Source organism: Sporomusa malonica (assembly GCF_900176355.1).
In the GTDB taxonomy this organism is placed as follows: Bacteria; Bacillota; Negativicutes; order Sporomusales; family Sporomusaceae; genus Sporomusa; species Sporomusa malonica.
Genome location: NZ_FWXI01000004.1, coordinates 46,301 through 67,721, shown reverse-complemented (window position 1 = coordinate 67,721; position 21,421 = coordinate 46,301). Strand labels below are relative to the sequence as shown.

The window sequence follows — 21,421 nt, the reverse complement described above, 5'->3', positions numbered from 1 at the left end:
AGGCGGCTTAGGTAGCCGCCTTCTTAGTCACATATTATAAAAAAATGTTCAAAAACAGGATTTTAGGCACATAGTGGAAAAATATAAACAACAAGCAGTATGTGTAAAAGCGGGGGGAGTCTAGTCAATGGAGCGAAATACAATTACATTTATTACGTTGAATGACCATACTCTCCAGGCAATTATTGATAATTGCTATGAGCTTGGTATGATGGAAGAGTTTAATGTTGAAGGACGAACCATCAGTCAGCTTGCTTATCTGCCAATTGCCGACCGTTCGTTGATTATCGTGTCAGGTGAAATTATTATTCCTGCCATTAAACCATACCTTCATGAAAATTGCAAAATCATTGTTGCCCAGCGAACCATTAACTATACTAACATCCGTGAGATGCTGGAAATACCGCGCGGAATGAAGGTCTTGCTTGTTAATGATGGCAGGGAGCGTGCGCTTGATACGATTGCGCGCATCAAAGAGTTAGGGATCGAACTGGATTTCCATCCGTTTTATCCTGGTCAGACGACTTACCCCCAGGAGATTACTATTGCTGTTACGCCTGGTGAAGCCAAACTTGTGCCGCCAACAATTCATAAAGTAATTGATATAGGCTCCAGGGTGATTGATTTTGCAACATGGATTGAAATATTTGACCATTTTAAATACGGAATTCTGGACTTGCGCCGCTTAATATCGCGGTACGTTCATTCTGTTGTTTATATAACAAAAGAGCTTAGTGATGAGATTCAAAAAGCCAATCTTCTACGTAATCATTTGGGAGCCATTGTTGACCGGATTGAAGATGGAGTGCTCGCTATTGATGAAGAGGACAAAATTCGTATTACCAACCAAAAGGCATTAGAAATTCTGCACTTGCAAGGCCGCAAAATCATTCATCAACAAGCCGAAATCAGCATACCTGCTCATTTTTATCAGATTATCTGCCAATTGCCTTACGAAAAAGAAGAAGTCATGAATTGGGAAAGTCAAACATTCTTCTTCCGAAAAACAAATATTTTAATTGATGGGCGTAACTTTGGTTATTTAATACTTTTTCGCCGGGCATCGGAAATCAACAAACTGGAACATGATTATCGCCGCAAACAGTCAAGCAAAGGACTTGTTGCGAAATATACTTTTAGCGATCTTACAGGCATCAGTGCAGCTTTTACCAAGTTTACCGGCATTGCCCGAAACATGGCGAGAAGCAGTTCAACCATCCTGCTGTTAGGCGAAACAGGGACAGGCAAAGAGTTGTTAGCTCAGGCGATACATAATGCCTCGGCCCGTAGATGGGAGCCGTTTGTAGGGGTGAATTTTGCCGCAATCTCGGAATCGTTACTTGAGAGTGAATTGTTTGGTTATGAAGAAGGGGCGTTTACCGGCGCAAAAAAAGGCGGGCATATTGGGCTATTTGAGCAAGCCCATAAGGGGACTATTTTTCTGGATGAAATCGGAGATGCTTCAGCCGTTATCCAAAATAGATTATTACGAGTGCTGCAAGAAAGAGAGATTATGAAGGTAGGCGGCAATCGGGTAATCCCTGTTGATATTCGCGTTGTTGCAGCGACCAACCGCAATTTAGATGACATGGTGCAGGCAGGGCTATTCCGTGCAGATCTATATTATCGCTTAAATGTTCTCCCTGTTTATATCCCGGCATTGCGTGACCGTAAGGACGATATTCCTTTGCTGGTCCAGGAATTTATCAAGAAAATATGTAATGAACTTAAACGGCCCAATTTCCGGTTTTCCCGGGAAGCTATGGATAATATGCTGGATTATCGTTGGCCGGGAAATATCCGGGAGCTGGAAAATATCATACAATACCTAGCTCATGTTGTTGAAGATATTGTGGTGCCTGAGCATCTGGTTTTTAATCGGCAAGATAAGGTTTATCAGGAGATACCAGGATCCAAGGGACTTGAGTTGGAAGCTGTCTACCAATCCTATGTAGGCAAGGGCTTTATCCAGGAGGTTAAGCTTATCCTGCAGACTATACAGCAAGCAAAGTCAGCTGTTGGCAGGAATTATGTTATTGGTCAGTTAAAGACAGTAGGCTGGGATATGACTGAACAGAAGCTGCGTTATCGTATGCAACTATTGAAGCAAGATAAGCTGCTTGAAGTGGGACGTGGACGGCAAGGCAGCACGCTAACCCCAAAAGGGGCGGAATTTTTAAGCTATATAAAATGAATATAACCCCAGGGAGGAGTTAATAGGATGGATGACAGAGTAAAGAAATTGGCACAAAACCTTATTAAATACTCAGTAAGACTGCAAAAAGGAGAGAAACTACTGATTGAGGTTACCGACAGCGGGCACGAGCTTGCCAAGGCATTGATGGTTGAGGCGTATCAGACCGGCGGCGCACCGTTTCTTACCGTTAAGAATAGTGCTCTGCAGCGGGCACTGCTGCTTGACTGTGACCAGGAACAATTAAGCCTGATTGCAGGTTGGGAAGCAGACCGGATGAAAAGCATGGATGCATACATCGCTATTAGGGCTTATGATAATGTAAGTGAGCTGTCTGACCTGCCGCCTGCTAAGGCGCAGCTGTATCAGCAGCTTTGGTGGAAAGCTGTGCATACTGATATCAGAATTGCCAAAACCAAATGGTGCGTATTAAGGTATCCCGGGCCGTCAATGGCGCAAATGGCTGGTATGAGTACTGAAGCTTTTGCCGACTTTTATTTTAAAGTCAGTAACCTGGATTACTCCAGATTGGCAAAGGCGGAAGAACCACTTGTCAAACTGGTGGAACAAACCGAACGGGTGCGTATTATTGGGCCGGGGACTGATTTGGCTTTTGCTATTAATGGTATTCCGGTTATGAAGTCCTGTGGCCTCAGAAATATCCCAGATGGTGAAGTATTTACAGCGCCGGTTAAAGAATCGGTTAATGGCGTAATAACCTATAACTGTCCTACCATTTGCCAGGGTACTGCCTTTGATAATGTACGCTTCCGGTTTGAAGGTGGTAAGATTATTGAGGCTACTGCCAACAATTCAGAAAAGTTAAACCAGATTCTTGATACTGATGAAGGCGCCCGGTATATTGGTGAATTTGCTTTAGGCTTGAACCCCTATATCCATCAGCCCATGCGGGATATATTGTTTGACGAAAAAATTTGTGGCAGCTTCCATCTTACCCCCGGTAATGCATATGATACGGCATTTAACGGCAACCGGTCGGCAATTCACTGGGATTTGGTCTCAATTCAGACGCCGGCTTATGGTGGTGGTGAAATCTGGTTTGACGATCGGATAGTGCGTAAGGACGGCAGATTTGTTCTGCCAGAATTGGCCGAACTTAATCCGGAAAGCTGGGTATAGATAGCAATAAGTGCGAAATATTGCCAGAGGACGGTGAGCTCTAATGAAAATGCCAGTGTTGTTTGTCGGGCACGGGTCTCCAATAAACATCATCGAAGACAACAGTTATACACGTAGTCTTGCCGAACTAGGAAAGGATCTTCCCAGGCCAGAAGCTATTCTGGTTGTTTCAGCACATTGGCAGACCAGGGGAACCTATATTACAAGCTCTCAGGCGCCCAAAACCATCTATGACTTTTATGGATTTCCTGACGAATTATATGAGATAACCTATAATGCTCCTGGCGCGCCAGAAAAAGCAGCTTTAGTGCAAGAAACTACAAACAAGGAAATTCGCGGCGACTCTGATAGAGGAATTGATCATGCGGCGTGGGCGTTTTTGAAACATATGTATCCCAAGGCCGATTTTCCCGTCATGGAAATGAGCTTAGATGTGATGAAAGCGCCTCGCGATCATTATGAACTGGGAAAAAAACTTGCACCTTTGCGCAATCAAGGAATTCTTATTATTGGAAGTGGCAACATTGTGCATAACCTGTCAAGGATAAATTTTTCGCGGTTATATGGTGATAACTATTCTTGGGCTGTGGCGTTTGATAAGCAAATTGCCGAGGCCCTAGTAAATCGTGACCATTCAAGCTTGATTGAATATGATAAGCTTACTTATGCAACTGCAGCTGTTCCGACCAATGAACACTATTTGCCAATGCTTTATGCAGCAGCACTACAAGAAGAACGGGATATCTTACGGTTTACCTGCACAGACATGCAAAATGGATCAATATCTATGCGCAGTTTTGTTATTGAGGATTAGAGCGGGATAGTGTGCAGCACTTGTGCTGTACACGAAAAGACCAGGTAACCGTTAAAGTACGGGTACCTGGTCTTTCTCGGGATAAGGGGACAGGAACGGGTCCCGCATTGAAATTTATAAGCTATCTAAAGGTTTTGAGGCCAGGATAATCATAACTTGGCTTCTCTTTATCTTAGCTTCTAGATTTGCTTTGATATTATCGGCAATAGCCTGTGCCTTGCCTACAGTTAGGGTACTTTCAAACTCAAGCAGGATATCGATAAAAATATCTCCGCCGGCACGACGCGAACGTATCCCATGAAGGAAACTGTATTGATCAAAATAGGTGGCCAGTTCCTTAATAATTAAGATCTGTAATTCTTCCTCAAGCGTACGATCCAGTAAGTCATAAACCGATTTAGAAACTATGCTGTAAGCAGAAAATAAAATGAATCCTAATAGAATTAAGGACGCTAACGGATCAATATACTGTGCCCAGGAATAATTCGCTAAAATAATATTACTTCCTAATGATACAATAACACATGTGTTTGCAAACATCTTGAAGCGGAACAGCCGCCACTGCGATTCTGCTATCGGTGAAGGACTGCTCTTAGAAATCCGCTTGTATTTTAAGAACATCCAATAATTTAAAGCGAAAGCCCCGGTCGCAAGTATGATAGCAATTGTAACTGCCCCGATATTTAGCTGTACCGGAGTATTCATTCGCGCCATAACCTGGTACAAAATGACACTAAACGAAATCATCATTGCTCCAGCTACTGCCATGCTTGTCATGCTTTCCAGCTTGCCATATCCATAGTTATATCTAAAAAGTTCTCCTTTGGCAGTTTTGCGAATGGTCAACCACGCTAACAATACAGATAAAGTTTCGCTACCAGATCGAATTAAATCGGCAAACAATATAATGGAGTTAGCCTTAGTCGCTACGATTAAGCTAGGAACAAGTGAGACTACTCCAATAATTAGACTAGTAAGAACGGCTCTTTCTTTGCTGGATTTTTCTTTTATGCTCATAAAAAGTTCTCCCTTACCCTTAAAAATGCTGTTGTTAATTTAATCTGCATCGGCATGTGACGTGAAGTTTTCAATTGCATAAATAATTTCTTGCTTCATTTGAGCAACAGCCTCTTCGCCTGCGTTAAGAATAGTCGGGAGCGCATTTACATCCCACGGATGAATACTTTTGTTAAACCGTACTGTAATATTAATAATTTCATGGTGATGGAGTGAAATTGCAAGTGGAGTTTCCAACCTGGCACTGATTTTTCCTATATTATTGAACATTAAACCAAAACACTCATTGAACCCTCGCGGATAAGTTTGCAGCTCTGTTTGTATACGTATGGCAATGATAACATCCATCTGGCGCTTTACAGCTTCCAAGATGGGCAATGAAGATGTAAATTCACCGTCAGCCAGCCACCGTCCATCTATGCAGATTAATGGAAAAAACGGATACTCAGCCCCAGAAGCATAGACCGCGTCGGCAACAAGCCCGCTGGAGAGCACAACAGCCTCGCTTTTGAGTAAGTCAGTTGTTTGTAACACTGTAGGTATCTTAAGGTCTTCTAAGCGCCGCTCACCAAAGACCTTCCGATACATTGCTTGAATCTTTTTGGGCTTAATAATGCCGCGTGAAACATCGAAGTGTCCAAAGGGTAACCTGCCAATTGCTAGCAAAGCGCGATAATCAATATCAAATAATCTTTTATCCAAAAATTCAGCAAACATTTTACGCATGTCAGCGGTTGAATAATCACATCCCCGCAATGCGCACATGATGCCGCCACCACTGCAGCCCACCAACAAATCGGGTGTAACCCCGATGCTATCTAAAAACTCAAACAGTGCCACTCCGGCTAAAGCTTTCGTTCCCCCGCTCCCCATAACTACTCCGACTCGCGGGCGCCGTTTTTCTAAAGTACCGTCTGCCATTATGTCTCCCCTGCCTTACCTAAGATTAAATTTGCCTCATCTAAAATCAGAAATACACTATAACGTAAAATGTATTCTTAAAAGAATTTGCGCAAAAAGGACACTCTCCGGATACCATGTTCGCATAACACATAACTTATAATAATTGATAGGATTGCTACATTTAGATATTTGAGGCTTAGTGGCATTGACCAGTTAATTGTCAAATAACCTAATGCTACGACAAATAGTTCATGAACAAAATAAAATGCGAAGGAATTGGCAACTAATTTGTCCCAGAGATTACTGGTAAAATTTAAATATTTTTCAAAGAAACCTAATAAAGCAAATACCAAACACAAGCAACAAAAAGCATGTATAAATCCATTAGCTAGTTTAACCCACAACGTAGTCGATACCGGATAAGTTACCTTAAACAAAAGGAACACTACCACACACATAATGGCTGGGAATAACCATGTTTTTAACCTGGGCCTGTACCCTTGAGCTGTAAACCACAGGTTTTGATATGCATATAAACCCAAAGCAAAATAGCACACATACAGTACAAAACGAGTGGGTTGAACCAATACTATGGAGAAAATATATTCCCAAGTATGATCTGGGGAAATAATACTAACAACAAAAAAACCTAAACTAGTTATAATTCCAAAAACAATAAATAGAAGAGCAGATGGTTGCTTTATTTTTGCAGACTGTTGTTGGAATAATGGCCTTTTCCACAAGAATAACAACGATAATCCGAAAAATACTAGCGCTAAAGCACCCAGAAACCAGAAATGTCCTTGGCTAACAGATCCTCCCAAAAAGCTCAAATGTAGATAAGTTTGCAAATCCATGTCTGCATTATCACGGCTCAAATATCGAAAATATTTTATTACTGGCTGCAGAAAAATGACACCAAATATCCAGGGAATTATTAATCGGCGAGTTTTATCAATCCAAAAAGAACTAAAGCTCTTGCGCCGTAAAGATGGTAAAGCAAAATATCCTGCAGCAAGAAACATGATAGGCATCATATATACGTCATTTATTGCTACAAATATGTCAAAGATTATATTTTTCTGGGCACTTATTACATACCAGTCATTTGGTGCGTGTATCATATAAGGTATTGCCGAATGAAACAAAACTACTATAATGATAATCGTTGCCCGTAAGTTATCCAAAAAATAAATACGATTTAGCCCTGTCTTTGGTGGATTAGTAGGAGTAATCACTACAGATGTATTCATGATTTCGTTCCTCCTTAGACCAATTATTACTCTTTTTTACTATTATTCTATAAAAAGGGATAGATTCCTACAAAATCCAATATTAAAATGGGTTTTCTGTCCTGTAAGAAAGTATAACTTTCCGTCTGGATAAGGGCAACATCGGCTTCCGCTTTCGCCAAAGGCTCGGCGCAAGCCGTGTTTTCTTTATAGTCGGCTTGGGTAAGCATTAACTGTCCGTTGCAAGAGGGGCCATCCAGGGTTCTGCCAACTAGTTTTCTGATTATAGTAGTGGTATTATAGAGGGTAAATACGATAATATTAGTAGAGCTAGGGCATCATAATGTGGACTAGTATTTTACTAAAATAAAGTTGCTTTAGGGGGATGACTTGGATGACAAAGGCTGTTATGGTTTCAGGTACTAATCTAGAAGAATTATTGAATGCTATTACACATGGCGTGGGAGCATTTTTTGCACTAATCGGGCTTGGCATTCTCACGGCAGCAGCCTATATCAACGGTGGTGCTTGGCATCTACTAAGCTTTAGTATCTATGGTATTTCTTTGGTGCTGTTGTACTTGTCGTCAACACTTTATCACAGTTTTTCTAATGAAAGAACAAAATATATTCTGAAGATCGTTGATCACGCGGCTATTTATGTACTTATAGCTGGTAACTATACACCGTTTACGCTAATCCCACTGCATGGCACAATGGGGTGGACGATATTCAGCGTAATATGGGGACTAGCGATAATTGGGATTGTTTTTAAAATATTTTTTGTAAAACGTTTCAAGATTTTATCAACCTTAACCTATCTTTTAATGGGATGGTTTTCGGTAGTGATGATCAAACCGTTATTAGTTGCATTACCTATTGAGGGGATATATTGGCTAGTGGCTGGTGGGCTTTTTTATACTGTGGGTGCCATATTTTATTTAGCACATAGAATTCCATACAATCATGCTATTTGGCATTTATTTGTGCTTGCTGGCAGTATCGCCCATTATGTTGTTGTCTTAAAATATGTTTTGCCTATTCCGGTGATGGCTTAAGCAATTTCAGTAAGTAAATTAAAATTGAAATGAAATAAAAATTGAACCTCAGTCAATGTTGACTGAGGTTCAATTTTATCGGAAACAGATTCACTGTTTCTCAGGTCAAATCATCATTTTTCGTGTAAATAAATTAGCTAGGGGCACTAGAAAGAGATAAAATGCATAGATTATGAAACCTGCATCTGCAGATAATGCGGCTGCAGGAACGGCTCCTGCAATATTCCACGGGATTAGAGCAGATATTAAAATTACCGTATTCTCCATGTCAAGCGCCAACTGGTAGTTGTTGAGGGGTCTTTTTTCATAGATTTTGTGTGCAAATTGATGTGTAAGCATTACTGCCAGGGTTTGGTTGCAACTAAAAGAGGCTGTGGTTATGCTTGATAGTATTACCGAGGGGAAGACATTTATCTTTTCGCTAAGTGTTGCAAAAAGGTTCTCAATTTCATTCAGCAAACCAGTGCCTTGAAAAATGCCGGAATAAGTAGAAGAAATCAATACAATAAGAGAAACCTTCAGCATAGAGTATAGTCCGCCACCTTGTATTATATCTGCAAAAAAGCCGCTTTTATCCATGGTGTACCCTGTGGCGATATATTGCAGCATTTGAAAAAAAGATATGTGTTGAACAAAGAGACCAATCAGTATACCGGAAAAAATGCTTATACTCATTGATAGCTTTACATCAACCCTAAAGGCTGCAAGAATGAGTATAATGACAGCAGGAAACAATACAATAATGCCTATATCAAAAGAATGCAATATCTCAGAGCCTATTTGATTATCATAAAAAGTCAGCGGGTTCAAATGAGACAAATAAATATAGCCTATGATTGATAGTACAAACGGTATGACTGATGTTTTCAGCATATTTTTTATATTTATATAAAGATTAGTGTTAGTTAAGGCGGCTACAAGATTGGCACTTGAGGACATGGGCGAGCATCTATCACCAAAATAAGCCCCTGCAATAATTGCACCTGCGGCCATGTTGATATCTACATGGCCGCTTTTTGCCAATACTATGAGCACGATCCCGATCGTTCCTACTGTGCCGAAGGAGGTTCCAAGCAGGAAGGATACTAGGCAACACAATAAAAAGGCGGATAGTATGAAGTACTTTGCACTCATAAAGGCGATTCCATAATATACTATGAAGGAAATTGTTCCGCAGGCTCTCCAGACAGCGGTTATTGCACCAATCAGTACAAAAATTTTAATCACAATAAAGGATTTTTTTGAGCCGTTAAGCATCATTCTAAGCAAATTGGGCAGCGTATAGCCTCTACGCAGGGATGCCAAAGTAAAGCCAATAAGCCCTAAAAGCAGAGGGTAAAGAATAGAAGTTTCATTATAAATGCTAAAGAGCAGAGAAGTAAAAAAAAGAAGAAATACCATTACTGTATCCAAAAAATCATCTCTTTCATGTTAGTGCAAACTATTATAGGCTTAAATCATAGTATCATTATAACAGAGCCAAACTGGGTATGGCGTATGAAACGATAATTTAAGCGATTTGAGGCTCATCTTTATGTACCGTAAATGTATTAATTTCTCGTATTCTCCGGTAAAGCTCTTTTTCTGCTTCAGAAAGGTCTTTAGGAATATCGATGCGGATTTTTAAATATAAGTCGCCAGATCCCTGCTTTTGGGGCAGGCCTTTGTTTTTCAAACGCAGTCTTTGCCCGGCGTGAGTACCAGGCGCAACTTTGAGCTGAACTAGGCCATGGGGTGTAGAGACGCTAATTTTGTCCCCCAATACGGCTTGCTCAGGGCGGAGCGTGAGATCGGTTTCCAGATCGCTGTCGTTTATTTGCCAGGCAGCGGTGGGAACGACCCGGATATGCAGAAACAGATCGCCTGCAGGACCATTGTTGTAGCCTTTACCACCTAGCCCTTTCAGGCGCAGTGCTGCCCCGGGATAAAGGCCTGCAGGTACTTTTACTTTGACAGTTTTGGTGTCTTCTGTGACACCTGTACCGCTGCAGGACTGGCAGACACCTCGTTGGTTGAAACGCTGTCCTTCACAGGCGATACAGACGCTGGGCGTCGACAAGTATAAATCTTTTTCCACCCCGTGGATGAGTTCATCTACAGATAAGCTAAGCTCAGTATCTACATCTTCACCTTTATAATTAGCTTTTCGCGTCCGACCGCCGCCATACTGGCTATGATTGAAATCTTGGCCGAAAATACTTGAGAAGAAATTGCTGAAACCAAATCCGTTGAGATCAGCATCGGTAACCCCCTGATAGGTATAGTTGTGGCTGCTATCGGTGTAGGATGGGTCAAAATGGCTTTCATCGCCCATCTTCCAATTCATTCCTAACTGATCGTATTTGGCACGTTTTTCAGGGTCACCCAATACTTCATAAGCTTCGTTGATGAGTTTGAACTTTTCTTCTGCTGTGGTCTTGGCGTCACCTTGATGAAGGTCGGGGTGATGCTGACGGGCCAGTTTGCGATAGGCTTGTTTTATTTCTTTTTCAGAAGCGGTTTTGGAAATCCCGAGTGTTTCGTAATAATCGATATATTTCATAGAAACATCACCCCTTTTTAAATTATGTACTGAGCCAAGACTTCCGCCTTTATAGGCGGAGAATCAGATGGAGTAGACTCCCCTCTGATTCTCCAATGTTTCAACTATGCTGAAACGAGTTTACTCATACTCAACGTCGATTATATCATCAGGTTGGTTAGTTTGCTTGGTGGAATTATTGCTGTGATTTTGTCCAGCATCGTCGGGTTTCCACTGGATGGCCTGGTTATAGGCTTGCTCTAGTTCACTTTTTAGCTGGTGCAGCTTAGTCATCTCAATGGTGTCTTCGGCGGTTTGCTTGACTGCATCCAGTGCAGCAGTCAGGCGTCCGCTAATATGGGCGGGCAGGGAATCTCCCTTTTCTGTTACGAAGTTGCGGGCCTGATAGGCCAGAGAATCTAGTTCGTTTTGTAATTCCACATAGTGCCGGCGATTTTTATCTTCCTCCGAATAGCGCTTCGCATCGGCCACCATGCGGTCGATATCCGACTTATCCAGGTTGCTGGAACCGCTGATCGTGATGGATTGCTCCTTGGCGGTAGCTTTGTCCTTGGCGCTGACGGTGAGAATACCATTGGCGTCAATGTCGAAAGTGACTTCGATCTGCGGCATACCACGTGGTGCTGTTGGGATACCAGTCAATTTGAAGCGACCCAGGGTACGGTTGTCGGCTGACATTTCCCGTTCGCCTTGGAGAACATGAATGTCTACTTCAGCCTGATTATCATCAGCAGTGCTGAAAATTTGACTGCGGCGGGCTGGAATGGTTGTGTTGCGCTCAATAATTTTAGTCATAACACCGCCCAAGGTTTCGATTCCAAGGGATAGTGGTGTAACATCCAGGAGTACTATGTCTTTGAGGTCACCGCTCAAAACAGCACCCTGGATAGCGGCACCTACAGCTACGACCTCATCTGGATTGACACTTTGGTTAGGGTCTTTGCCGGTTAGCTGTTTGACTAAGCGCTGAACTGCCAGGATACGGGTAGAACCGCCTACCAGGATGACTTCATCGATGTCCTTGGCGCTCAGTTTAGCATCAGCCAGAGCTTTTTCCACCGGAATGCGGCAACGTTCGACCAGGCTGTGTGTGATCTCATCAAATTTTGAGCGGGTAAGTTTGTTGTCCAAATGCTTGGGGCCGCTGGCATCGGCTATGATGAAGGGCAGGTTGACGGTTGTTTCCGTGACGGCTGACAACTCAATTTTAGCTTTTTCGGCTGCCTCGGTAAGGCGCTGCAGTGCTTGTTTATCTTTAAGAAGATCAATTCCGTTATCTTTCTTGAATTCGGCTACCAGCCAATCGACGACAGCTTTGTCAAAGTCATCGCCGCCCAAATTGGTATCACCGTTGGTGGCTTTCACCTCAAACACGCCGTCAGCAACGTCAAGAATGGACACGTCAAACGTTCCGCCGCCTAAGTCAAATACCACGATGGTTTCGTTCTTTTTCTTATCCAGACCATATGCCAGTGCGGCAGCGGTAGGTTCATTGATGATTCTCAGAACATTGAGACCGGCGACACGGCCCGCATCTTTGGTAGCTTGACGCTGGGCATCATTAAAGTAGGCAGGAACGGTGATGACTGCATCGGTAATTTTTTCTCCTAGATACTTGCTGGCATCATCAACCAGCTTGCGGAGTACTTGAGCCGAGATTTCTTCAGGTGCATATTGCTTATCATCAACAAGGAAATTTACTGTGTCATCAGATCCTTGGACTACTTTGTAGGGAACCGATTTCATTTCACCAGCGACTTCTTTGAAGCGGCGACCAATGAATCGTTTTACTGAGTAAAAAGTTTTTTCCGGATTTAAGACAGACTGACGTTTGGCTAGTTGGCCGACAAGACGCTCGTTATCGCGAAATGCGACGACTGAAGGGGTAGTTCGGCCGCCTTCAACATTGGCAATGACCTCTGGACGTTCTCCTTCCAATAAAGCAATACACGAATTAGTGGTACCTAAATCAATGCCCACTACTTTTCCCATAACAAACGCCTCCTTTTATTTATAAGTAAGTAATATCCGTAAGGAATATCCGTAAGGAATTATTTGTTTACAAGTTAATATTAGCAGAAAATAGTTATCAATGAAAAAACAAGAAAAGCTTAAAAATGGCCATTTATAAGCAAATTAGCTATTTTAATGATAAAATAGTTAGAATTTGCAGGCAGGCTAATTATTTTGACCTTTATTGACTTTTGAAAATAAAAACGCAGCTCCCAAGCATTCTTACTTGCGAGCTGCGTTTTCTTTCCCCTAACCTTTATTCACTAAACGCCTTTAATCTGATTCAATACTTCAGCTATATCCGGTAGTTCAGGAATTGGATAAGTTTTGACCCAAAGAACTCTTCCGTCCTCACCAATAAGAACATTTGCCCGTTCTGAGAATCCTTCCTGCTCGCGAAACAGGCCATATTTATTGGCAATTTCGCCGTGCGGCCAAAAGTCAGCCAACAACTGTACTTGAGCAATACCTAATTCTTTTGCCCATGCATTTTTGCACGGATAAGAATCAACACTTAGTCCAAGCGGAATAGTGTTATAACTCTCGAATTCCGCCAAATTGGCTTCCAACGATTGCATCTGTTCGGCGCAAACCCGCGTCCATGCAAGGGGGTGCCACGAGAGTAGCACTTTTTTACCTTTGTAGTCTGTCAGGCGAATGTCCTGCCCTCGGTTGTCTTTTAAAATAAAATCAGGTGCGAAATCTCCAACACTAATTCGGTTCATAGTAATCGCCTCCACTCATGTCTTAGGTAATTTTACCCATTATATAAAGTTATAAATTATCATCGGAAAATCCTTCTTGTAAAAAAATATATATTCGAACTGGAAGCATATCCGGTTTCTATAAATAGCAATAGCTGTTCATTTCTGATTTTTCTTTTGTGTTACAGTTAATGAGGGTTTTCAAAGTTATTAATAAATTAACGAAAAGTAAATTTGGCATCTTCATGACTTTACGAGAAATCGAGAAATATGTAGCGAAACGAGGAGGATATTATAATGAACAGACGTGTTGTTATTACGGGGATGGGAGCCGTTACTTCTTTAGGATTGGGGGCAGAGGAACTGTGGCATTCAATAAAAAATGGAAAGTCCGGTATTTCCCGAGTGGAAAGGATTGATGTGACGGATTTCCCTACCCAGGTCGCGGCAGAGATTAAAAATTTTGACCCAAATCAATTTATTGAGAAAAAAGAAGCTAAGCGAATGGATCGATTTGCCCAGTATGCTGTGGCGGCAACTCGAATGGCATTTGAAAACTCACGTATTAGTGATGGTACAATAGACTTGCAGCGGACCGGTATAATAATTGGCTCAGGCATAGGTGGACTGGAAACCTTGGAGAATCAGCATCGTGTGTTATTGGAGAAGGGGGCAGATAGAGTCAGTCCCTTCATGGTGCCGATGATGCTGCCCAATATGGCAGCTGGAATGATCGCTATTAAGTATGGGATTAAGGGATTTACTGAGTGTGTTGTTACTGCCTGCGCTTCATCGACAAACGCAGTTGGCGATGCTTATAAGATAATTCAAAGGAATGATGCTGACGTTATGCTTGCCGGCGGGGCAGAAGCGCCAATTACAAGATTGGCCTTGGCTGGTTTCTGTGCAAGTAAAACAATGACCACAAATCTGGATGCTGATACTGCTTGCAGACCATTTGATTCTAAACGGGATGGATTTGTTATGGGTGAAGGTGCGGGGGTACTCGTACTAGAAGAACTTAATCATGCTTTAAACAGGGGAGCGGATATTGTTGCAGAAGTTGTTGGCTATGGTTGTACCAATGATGCATATCATATAACAGCACCTAGCCCCGGTGGAGAAGGGGCTGCGCAGTGTATGAAATTAGCCTTAAGTGATGCCAATCTGAATCCTACTGATATTCAATATATTAACGCTCATGGAACTTCGACTGAGCTAAATGATAGAACTGAAACTGCTGCAATTAAATCTGTTTTTGGGGAATATGCTTATCAGTTGGCTGTTAGTTCCTCAAAATCAATGACAGGTCACTTGTTGGGAGCTGCCGGAGTAGTCGAGTCAATAATTACTGCGTATGCAATAAAAGAGGGTTTCTTACCGCCAACAATTAATTATAAAAATCCGGATACTGAATGTGATTTAGATTACATTCCAAACTATGGAAAAGCCAAAAAAATTACTCATGCATTGAGCAATTCCTTTGGCTTTGGCGGGCATAATGCAACACTGATTCTAAAAGCTTACTGTTAATTTATTGATCTAGAGTAAAACTAAGTTTCGGAGAGTTAGGGGGGGCGGCAGCTGGTGGATTTAAAAGAAATTATCACAGTGTGCATCCATTATATTGAGGATAATCTTCATAAGAAGATCACATTGGACGACATAGCTACGTTTTGTGGGATGTCAAAATATCACTTGCATAGGATGTTTAAATCATTGACGGGAGAGCCCCTGATGGAATATGTCCAATCCCGAAAGCTCTCCTCCAGTATCTTTGATCTGAAGGATACGAATAAAAGAATCATCGATATTGCGATGGATTACGGTTTTGATTATGAACAGTCTTATATTAGAGCCTTCCGGAAAAAATTTGAATTTACACCTTTAAAGGTGAGATCTGAACCGATGTCGCTTGTTATTCAAGAAAAGTTAAATCTAGATGACATTATGTCAGTTAACAATTCTGTGATATACAAACCCTCATTTATATTTAAACAAAAGTTTTCCTTAGTGGGAGTAAAGCATAAGATCATGAGTAAGTCTGGCGATAAGGTTGCTAACTCTTACGGTAGGAATTTCTTTTATAATCAGAAACAGCGGATTGTTAATACTATTGATCCACAAGAATACTTCGGATATACGGACTGGAGTGAAAATGATAATGGCTGTATCTATTACATGCCATCTCTTCAAGTACATGATCTGACTCATATACCTGAAGGTATGGAGGGGATTTCAATACCTGCTCATAAGTATGTAGTTTTTCGTTTCGTCGGTTTTTTTCGTCCAGATGATATTAATGGGAGACAGGTAGGGCGGCTGCTCGTCCATATGTATTCGAAATGGATTTTCAAGTCAGGTTATAGATTTGCGGATACGTTTAGATTCGAATATATAGACACCAAGTTATCAAAGGATGATTATTGCGAGCTTGATATATATCAGCCCATTGTAGATGCATAAAAAGGTAAATATCCCATGGTAATAAATGTAGAGCCATAATTCGCGATATGCGAATTATGGCTCTAGTTGATAAAAGGATGGTAAAGAGGTTACGATAAATCCTTCAGATCCGTAATAAAGGCCACTACTGCCTCCTCTTTTGTAGCCCAAGAGGTGACAAGACGAATAACAGAACTATCGGAGTCGATTTTCGTCCAGATATAGAATAAATACTTTACCTGAAGTTTCTCAATAAGCCAGTTTGGTAAGATCGGGAATATTTGATTGGTAGGGGAATGGGTTAGAAATTTATAGCCTGCATTACTTATTTCGTTCTTCAACAAATCAGCCATCTTATTAGCGTGTTTCGCTAGATCGAAGTACAGACCGTCTTCGAATAGTTCTTGAAACTGTATGCCAAGAAGCCGGCCTTTGGCCATTAATGCCCCTTTCTGCTTCATATGAAAACGGAAATCGTCTTTGAGAGAATCATGGCAGATTACAAGCGCTTCCCCCAGTAGTGCACCGTTCTTGGTTCCGCCGATGTAGAAGGCATCTACCAGTATACCTAAATCAGACATTTGCAGGTCATTCTCCGCAGAGCATAACGCCGAACCTAATCGCGCGCCGTCAACGTATAAATATAGGTTATTTATTTTGCAGAGCTGGCTTATCTGTTCCAGTTCGTTCTTTGTATAAATCGAGCCGATTTCTGTTGGATTTGAAATGTAAACAAGTCTCGGTTTCACCATATGCTCGTCTGTATGCGCATCAAGTACAGCTTTGATATGGGTAGTGTTAATTTTTCCGTCGCTTACCTCAATAGAGATGACTTTGTGCCCTGTGGCCTCGATAGCTCCGGTTTCGTGAACTAGAATATGTCCGGTACTAGGCGCAATGACTGCTTCATGTGGCCTTAAAAAGGCTGAAAGTGCGGTAAGATTCGTTTGAGTACCGCCAGAGAACAGGTGAATATCGATATCGTAACGTTCTATTTTTTGTTTCAAAAGCGCAATGGCTTTTTTTGTATAACAATCCTCCCCATAGCCTTCGGTTTGTTCAAGGTTAGATTTCGTTAAAGCGCTCAATATTCTTGGATGCGCTCCCTCACTGTAGTCATTCTTGAAACTATACACTGTTTTAAATCCCCCTCTTACTATTTGCCTCTTGGTGTTTGTTGGCTGACTTAGAAATTGTGAGTAAGAATGATATTCAACCGGTGCTGAGGCCCATCCTTTCGCAAGATAAAGAAACAGATGGAACAATGCATTATCAATCTACTCATTGGTGAGACTAATATCTGAATGTTTATTACGTTGGGTCACAGGTGAGCAGATGAAAAAATTTGCAGGTTTTGAAGAGACATACGCCTTACAGTCAGCTGCTGACGTAGCAGGTCGTGATTTTTGGTTTCAGAGCGTGGTTTTTACTTATCAATGGTGGCTGTTAGTGGCCCTAACCATTATTCCCTTCATTATCTGGTGGAAGATCGTTGATCGTCGAAGATTTTTTGAAATCACAACCTATGGACTGCTGATAGCACTTTTTGCCGGCTTACTAGATGCTATCGGCGTAGAAACTGATGCTTGGGAATATAAATATGACCTGCTTCCGCTGCTGGATGTCTTCATCGTATATGATATATCAGTATTACCTGTTAGTTATATGGTTATATATCAGTATTGCCACACGTGGCAGTCATTTGCTATTGCTCATGTCATAGTTTCACTTGTCTTTGCTTATGTTTCGGAACCCCTTCTTGTTTACTTAAAAATATACCAACTTATTAATTGGCAACACACATACTCTATTCCTGGATATTTTCTCCTTGCAGTATTTATCCGCTGGGTGATGAGCAAATTTATTAAGAAAAGCCAGTCGTTTTGAGGCAAGAAGGGAGAACGATTACGAGATGAGCGAAAATTCTTGCCAAATTAAGTTGCCTTTAATTGTAATTATGTTAAAATATTGGTAATAACCTATATGTGTATTTTTATGTCATATCGTGGCGACTGAAAAGGGGTGAATATGATGATCAAGCTTCCTGAACTTAGTACAAATTCATTCTGGAGTAGTCAGTACAAACCTTCTATAACAAGTATCATAAATTCATCAGATCCAAAGTTTAGCCAACTGGATAATAGTTTTAGATCGTTAAAACTATTAACTCGCATGTCTGTGCAAAATTTGCAGAGCCAACAGCAGCAGTATCGCCAGAATGTTGTTGACTTTACTAGTAGTGTAAGTAGTGTAAATAGCAGTGCTAAAACACTGGCAACACCTAACTTCTTTGAGCGGAAGTATGTGTCAGCCAGTTCTGATGCAGTGACTGGTGAGGCGAAGACTGGGGCCAAGACCGCCCAGTATAGTGTTAGTATTAGTCAGGTGGCTACAACCCAGCGTAATGAGGGAACTAGCTTAGCCGGTAGTGCTTATGGTGGAGTAGCGACCGGTATCTCAACGTTAGGTATTCAGGTAGGTAGTGGTTCAGAGCGTCAATTCTCGGTCAATGTCCTATCGACCGATACAAATAAACAAGTATTAAACAAGTTTGCCAGTGCCATTAATAACAGTGAGACTGGAATTAAGGCTGAGGTCAAAACTAAGAATAACTTTCAGTATTTGAGTCTGGAATCAAAAGAGACAGGTGGGACGAATAGTTTTACAATTCGAGATATTAGTGGCAGTGCTGGCGCGGCTTTGCAACTTGGCAATAAGGTGCAAAGTGCAGCAGATGCTCAGTATACAGTCAATGGCACAGCTTATCAGTCTTCTACCAATAAAGTATCATTAGATAGTGGTAACGTGTCGTTAAATTTAAATAAAATTACTACTGGAGTTATTAAGGTAGAGATTGATCAGGATGACAGTAAAATTGTGAACGAAGCTAAGGCATTGGTGACTAGTTACAATAGCTTACATGACATTCTTAGTAATAGTGATACTATCACACAAAAGGGAAGCAAGGCACTAAATAGCGTAGAATCTCTAGTAGGTAAGACAAGGGCGGGGGAATTTGCTGCTATCGGGATTTCGTTGGAGAAAAATACTGGAGACTTAAAGATAGATGAGAAAAAGCTGTCGGCAGCTTTGGCTTCCAATTCAGAGAGCGTGAAGAATCTCTTTGCTGGCGGGGGGGGATTGGGTAAAACTATAGAACGTGTTACTAAAGAATTATCCAGTAATCCCGTGAACAATTATCTAAAGTCACCTAGTACGATGGATGCATTGAACTATACTGCCCAAATTACTGGGAACAGTTGGATGATGCAACAAAATAATCTATTCCAAGGTCTATTTGTGAATATGATGGCCTAACTTTTGAGGTCGGAATGTACTGAATGGGGCAGGGGGACAGGCTTAGCGTTTATAGGAAACGCTAAGCCTGTCCCCTATTTTGGTGCTTTGTTTTCAGGTTAAGGGCGAAAAAATGCAGAGGTTTCACCAAAAGTCTGTCGAAGAAATTTGCCAACAGCCTGTCCAATCAAGGCTTTTCCCTTGCTATCTGGATGTAAACCATCGGTAGCAAATTGAGCAGGCATAACACCCTCACCACTCATAAATATTGGCGTAATATCTACATGGTAGGGTTGGTCCTTTATCCATTCGTTTACTTTATGCCACTCACTCTGCCACTCTGAGCTTGTATCCTCGTTAAAAGCGCGTTTTATAAGTGCAGGATTTACTGGAGTAAGTGTCAGAAAAACGGGGATGATCTTATTTTCCTGGCATTTTTCCCTAATTTGTCGTAAGTTATTAATTACGTCTGACGCCGGAGTTCCAGCACGAATATCGTTAATTCCCCCCATAATCACAAGTATTTGTGGATGAAAAGGCAATACGTCATAGTCAAACCGCGCATAGATAGTATTGGTTGTGTCACCACTCCGTCCTAAATTTTTCATGGGAATACCGACATAACTTGTCCAGTCGTAAACCGGATCACTCGGAGGATTAGAAATCGCACCACCACCATGAGTAACGCTGTCACCCAATGCAGCCACAATATTACCTTCTCCCTGAACTGTAAAAGGCTGCGCCTCTGACCATTTTCCCAACTGCTGCCCTTTGGCATCCAGAGCAACGACCCGCCACCAATATATGCCTGGTTCTGTAAAAGCGTCGATGTCATAACAGTCAAATGACGAGGCCCCTTTTATTACATAACTCTTTTTAAGGTTGTTAGACTGGAGCTCTCTAGAAAAAATTTGAACCTCATAAGCAGCTGCATTCAAAACTGGAATCCAAGAATAGGTAGGATATAGAGGAAGTCTAGCCAAAGTATCTAAATGAGCGGTAATAAATGGTGATACTGGGTCAACTTCACCGTCCACCAATTTCATCGGATCAGTAAACGGGGAAATCGGCTCTCGGTCCAAATTCAACGCCCTCACTTGCCACCAAACTGCCTCTCTTTTAGGAAAAAGCGAGATGTCTAACTCAACTCCGGGAGTATATATTTCATTGTAAAGAGTGTTATTTTCAAGGTTGATCTCATCTTTCATACCCTCATGTTGGTTCCTAAACACAAGCTGGTATGCTACTGCATCCGGGATAGCTTCCCATACTAAGCGAATTTTTTTTCCATTCAAATCTCCTGACTGAGCTTGAGAAGTACAGGGGAAGGAAATGGATGATTGAAAAAATGGGAATAACAGAACCAAACAAAACAAGATACTCATGGTTCTGAGTACAAAAGAAGTCCTACGCTTTCTTCGGTTATTAGCCTGGCGTGACAGGCGATTACGATCTGAACGTGTCATTTTGGATTACCTACCTTGCATTGATTGTGGTCTGGGATGTATTAAAGTCATATCATTCTTCTATTGGCTTCTCAGGTCCACGGAGTTGGTACTGGTAAAAATTCAAGTCAAGCCATTTGCCAAATTTATATCCAGCTTTCCGAATAATACCAGACTCGCTAAAGCCTAATTTTTCGTGCATTAACTTACTACCATCATTGCTAGCGTCAATTCCGGCGACCAACGTAGCATAGCCGTTTGCGTTAGCAATCTCTATGAGCTTTTGCAATAGGGCGGTACCAATATGTTTTCCTCTATGGTTTTTGTGGACGTAGACTGAATGTTCTATTGTATACTTATATGCAGGCCAAGCTCTAAAAGGTCCAAATGTTGCGAACCCGACGACTAGATTGTTTTCTTCAAACACCAAGACAGGAAATCCGTCGCTAACCTTTTTTTCATACCATGAGCTTCTATCCTCGAGGGTATGAGGCTTGTAATGATAGACTGCCGTCGTGTTAAGTATTGCGTCATTATAAATATCCAGAATAGCAATTAAATCGCCATGCTCTGCATAACGAATCATAGGCACACCTCCATATAGGTTGTTTATCTTTA

18 protein-coding genes are annotated in these 21,421 nt (G+C 41.6%); 8 read left to right on the top strand and 10 right to left on the bottom strand.

What is annotated here, in order from left to right; translation table 11 throughout:
- The first annotated feature begins 127 nt into the window (after positions 1-127).
- From B9A22_RS05590 to ygiD, 3 genes are read left to right on the top strand one after another with little or no spacing between them, the layout of a single operon-like run.
- On the top strand, positions 128-2,194 hold the full coding sequence (locus tag B9A22_RS05590) for a sigma 54-interacting transcriptional regulator (RefSeq protein ID WP_084574729.1): 2,067 nt from the start codon (positions 128-130) through the stop codon (positions 2,192-2,194).
- 27 nt (positions 2,195-2,221) lie between these two features.
- Entirely contained in the window at positions 2,222-3,334 is a 1,113-nt protein-coding gene (locus B9A22_RS05585) for an aminopeptidase (protein WP_084574728.1), read from the top strand.
- A gap of 43 nt (positions 3,335-3,377) precedes the next feature.
- Positions 3,378-4,148, top strand: a complete 771-nt coding sequence (ygiD, locus tag B9A22_RS05580) for a 4,5-DOPA-extradiol-dioxygenase (RefSeq protein ID WP_217805885.1) — start codon at positions 3,378-3,380, stop codon at positions 4,146-4,148.
- A 114-nt stretch (positions 4,149-4,262) separates the two neighbouring features.
- Here the strand turns inward: ygiD and B9A22_RS05575 are convergent, their stop codons facing one another.
- The 3 genes from B9A22_RS05575 to B9A22_RS05565 form a co-directional block, all read right to left on the bottom strand.
- A complete protein-coding gene (locus tag B9A22_RS05575) occupies positions 4,263-5,165 on the bottom strand; it encodes a cation diffusion facilitator family transporter (RefSeq protein WP_084574727.1) in 903 nt (300 codons plus the stop codon).
- Positions 5,166-5,204: 39 nt separating this feature from the next.
- Positions 5,205-6,086 carry a patatin-like phospholipase family protein gene (locus B9A22_RS05570; protein ID WP_084574726.1) on the bottom strand — a complete coding sequence of 294 codons (882 nt, stop codon included), beginning with the start codon at positions 6,084-6,086 and terminating at the stop codon, positions 5,205-5,207.
- Positions 6,087-6,163: 77 nt separating this feature from the next.
- The gene (locus B9A22_RS05565) at positions 6,164-7,321 is read right to left on the bottom strand and encodes an acyltransferase family protein (protein ID WP_084574725.1); all 1,158 of its coding nucleotides are present in this window, start codon (positions 7,319-7,321) and stop codon (positions 6,164-6,166) included.
- Positions 7,322-7,694: 373 nt separating this feature from the next.
- On the opposite strand from B9A22_RS05565, the gene trhA reads away from it, so the two are divergent.
- Entirely contained in the window at positions 7,695-8,357 is a 663-nt protein-coding gene (gene trhA, locus B9A22_RS05560) for a PAQR family membrane homeostasis protein TrhA (RefSeq protein ID WP_084574724.1), read from the top strand.
- Between the two features lie 105 nt (positions 8,358-8,462).
- Here trhA and B9A22_RS05555 read toward each other — a convergent pair whose 3' ends face one another.
- The 4 genes from B9A22_RS05555 to B9A22_RS05540 all read right to left on the bottom strand — a co-directional run bounded on the left by B9A22_RS05555 (position 8,463) and on the right by B9A22_RS05540 (position 13,637).
- A complete protein-coding gene (locus B9A22_RS05555) occupies positions 8,463-9,584 on the bottom strand; it encodes a Na+/H+ antiporter NhaC family protein (RefSeq protein ID WP_217805884.1) in 1,122 nt (373 codons plus the stop codon).
- Positions 9,585-9,867: 283 nt separating this feature from the next.
- Positions 9,868-10,899 carry a DnaJ C-terminal domain-containing protein gene (locus B9A22_RS05550; protein WP_084574722.1) on the bottom strand — a complete coding sequence of 344 codons (1,032 nt, stop codon included), beginning with the start codon at positions 10,897-10,899 and terminating at the stop codon, positions 9,868-9,870.
- Positions 10,900-11,019: 120 nt separating this feature from the next.
- On the bottom strand, positions 11,020-12,891 hold the full coding sequence (gene dnaK, locus B9A22_RS05545; RefSeq protein WP_084574721.1) for a molecular chaperone DnaK: 1,872 nt from the start codon (positions 12,889-12,891) through the stop codon (positions 11,020-11,022).
- A 284-nt stretch (positions 12,892-13,175) separates the two neighbouring features.
- Positions 13,176-13,637, bottom strand: coding sequence for a redoxin domain-containing protein (locus tag B9A22_RS05540; protein WP_084574720.1), 462 nt, complete (start codon positions 13,635-13,637; stop codon positions 13,176-13,178).
- Positions 13,638-13,913: 276 nt separating this feature from the next.
- Between B9A22_RS05540 and fabF the strand changes: the two genes are divergently transcribed.
- Positions 13,914-15,149, top strand: a complete 1,236-nt coding sequence (fabF, locus tag B9A22_RS05535) for a beta-ketoacyl-ACP synthase II (RefSeq protein ID WP_084574719.1) — start codon at positions 13,914-13,916, stop codon at positions 15,147-15,149.
- A 54-nt stretch (positions 15,150-15,203) separates the two neighbouring features.
- Positions 15,204-16,082: a helix-turn-helix domain-containing protein gene (locus tag B9A22_RS05530; protein WP_245823828.1), complete on the top strand. Its 879-nt coding sequence runs from the start codon at positions 15,204-15,206 to the stop codon at positions 16,080-16,082.
- 89 nt (positions 16,083-16,171) lie between these two features.
- Here B9A22_RS05530 and B9A22_RS05525 read toward each other — a convergent pair whose 3' ends face one another.
- Positions 16,172-17,197, bottom strand: coding sequence for a threonine aldolase family protein (locus tag B9A22_RS05525; protein ID WP_084574717.1), 1,026 nt, complete (start codon positions 17,195-17,197; stop codon positions 16,172-16,174).
- Between the two features lie 199 nt (positions 17,198-17,396).
- On the opposite strand from B9A22_RS05525, the gene B9A22_RS05520 reads away from it, so the two are divergent.
- Positions 17,397-17,948, top strand: coding sequence for a CBO0543 family protein (locus tag B9A22_RS05520; protein ID WP_084574716.1), 552 nt, complete (start codon positions 17,397-17,399; stop codon positions 17,946-17,948).
- A gap of 141 nt (positions 17,949-18,089) precedes the next feature.
- Entirely contained in the window at positions 18,090-19,379 is a 1,290-nt protein-coding gene (fliD, locus tag B9A22_RS05515; RefSeq protein ID WP_084574715.1) for a flagellar filament capping protein FliD, read from the top strand.
- Between the two features lie 98 nt (positions 19,380-19,477).
- Here the strand turns inward: fliD and B9A22_RS05510 are convergent, their stop codons facing one another.
- Both B9A22_RS05510 and B9A22_RS05505 read right to left on the bottom strand, forming a co-directional pair.
- Positions 19,478-20,743: an SGNH/GDSL hydrolase family protein gene (locus B9A22_RS05510; RefSeq protein ID WP_176215409.1), complete on the bottom strand. Its 1,266-nt coding sequence runs from the start codon at positions 20,741-20,743 to the stop codon at positions 19,478-19,480.
- Positions 20,744-20,876: 133 nt separating this feature from the next.
- Entirely contained in the window at positions 20,877-21,389 is a 513-nt protein-coding gene (locus tag B9A22_RS05505) for a GNAT family N-acetyltransferase (protein WP_084574713.1), read from the bottom strand.
- Positions 21,390-21,421 lie beyond the last annotated feature (32 nt).

Coding starts and splice junctions, on each gene's coding strand:
- B9A22_RS05590 (WP_084574729.1), top strand. CDS start 128: ATGGAGCGAAATACAATTACATTTATTACGTTGAATGACCATACTCTC.
- B9A22_RS05585 (WP_084574728.1), top strand. CDS start 2,222: ATGGATGACAGAGTAAAGAAATTGGCACAAAACCTTATTAAATACTCA.
- ygiD (WP_217805885.1), top strand. CDS start 3,378: ATGAAAATGCCAGTGTTGTTTGTCGGGCACGGGTCTCCAATAAACATC.
- B9A22_RS05575 (WP_084574727.1), bottom strand. CDS start 5,165: ATGAGCATAAAAGAAAAATCCAGCAAAGAAAGAGCCGTTCTTACTAGT.
- B9A22_RS05570 (WP_084574726.1), bottom strand. CDS start 6,086: ATGGCAGACGGTACTTTAGAAAAACGGCGCCCGCGAGTCGGAGTAGTT.
- B9A22_RS05565 (WP_084574725.1), bottom strand. CDS start 7,321: ATGAATACATCTGTAGTGATTACTCCTACTAATCCACCAAAGACAGGG.
- trhA (WP_084574724.1), top strand. CDS start 7,695: ATGACAAAGGCTGTTATGGTTTCAGGTACTAATCTAGAAGAATTATTG.
- B9A22_RS05550 (WP_084574722.1), bottom strand. CDS start 10,899: ATGAAATATATCGATTATTACGAAACACTCGGGATTTCCAAAACCGCT.
- dnaK (WP_084574721.1), bottom strand. CDS start 12,891: ATGGGAAAAGTAGTGGGCATTGATTTAGGTACCACTAATTCGTGTATT.
- B9A22_RS05540 (WP_084574720.1), bottom strand. CDS start 13,637: ATGAACCGAATTAGTGTTGGAGATTTCGCACCTGATTTTATTTTAAAA.
- fabF (WP_084574719.1), top strand. CDS start 13,914: ATGAACAGACGTGTTGTTATTACGGGGATGGGAGCCGTTACTTCTTTA.
- B9A22_RS05520 (WP_084574716.1), top strand. CDS start 17,397: ATGAAAAAATTTGCAGGTTTTGAAGAGACATACGCCTTACAGTCAGCT.
- fliD (WP_084574715.1), top strand. CDS start 18,090: ATGATGATCAAGCTTCCTGAACTTAGTACAAATTCATTCTGGAGTAGT.
- B9A22_RS05510 (WP_176215409.1), bottom strand. CDS start 20,743: ATGAGTATCTTGTTTTGTTTGGTTCTGTTATTCCCATTTTTTCAATCA.
- B9A22_RS05505 (WP_084574713.1), bottom strand. CDS start 21,389: ATGATTCGTTATGCAGAGCATGGCGATTTAATTGCTATTCTGGATATT.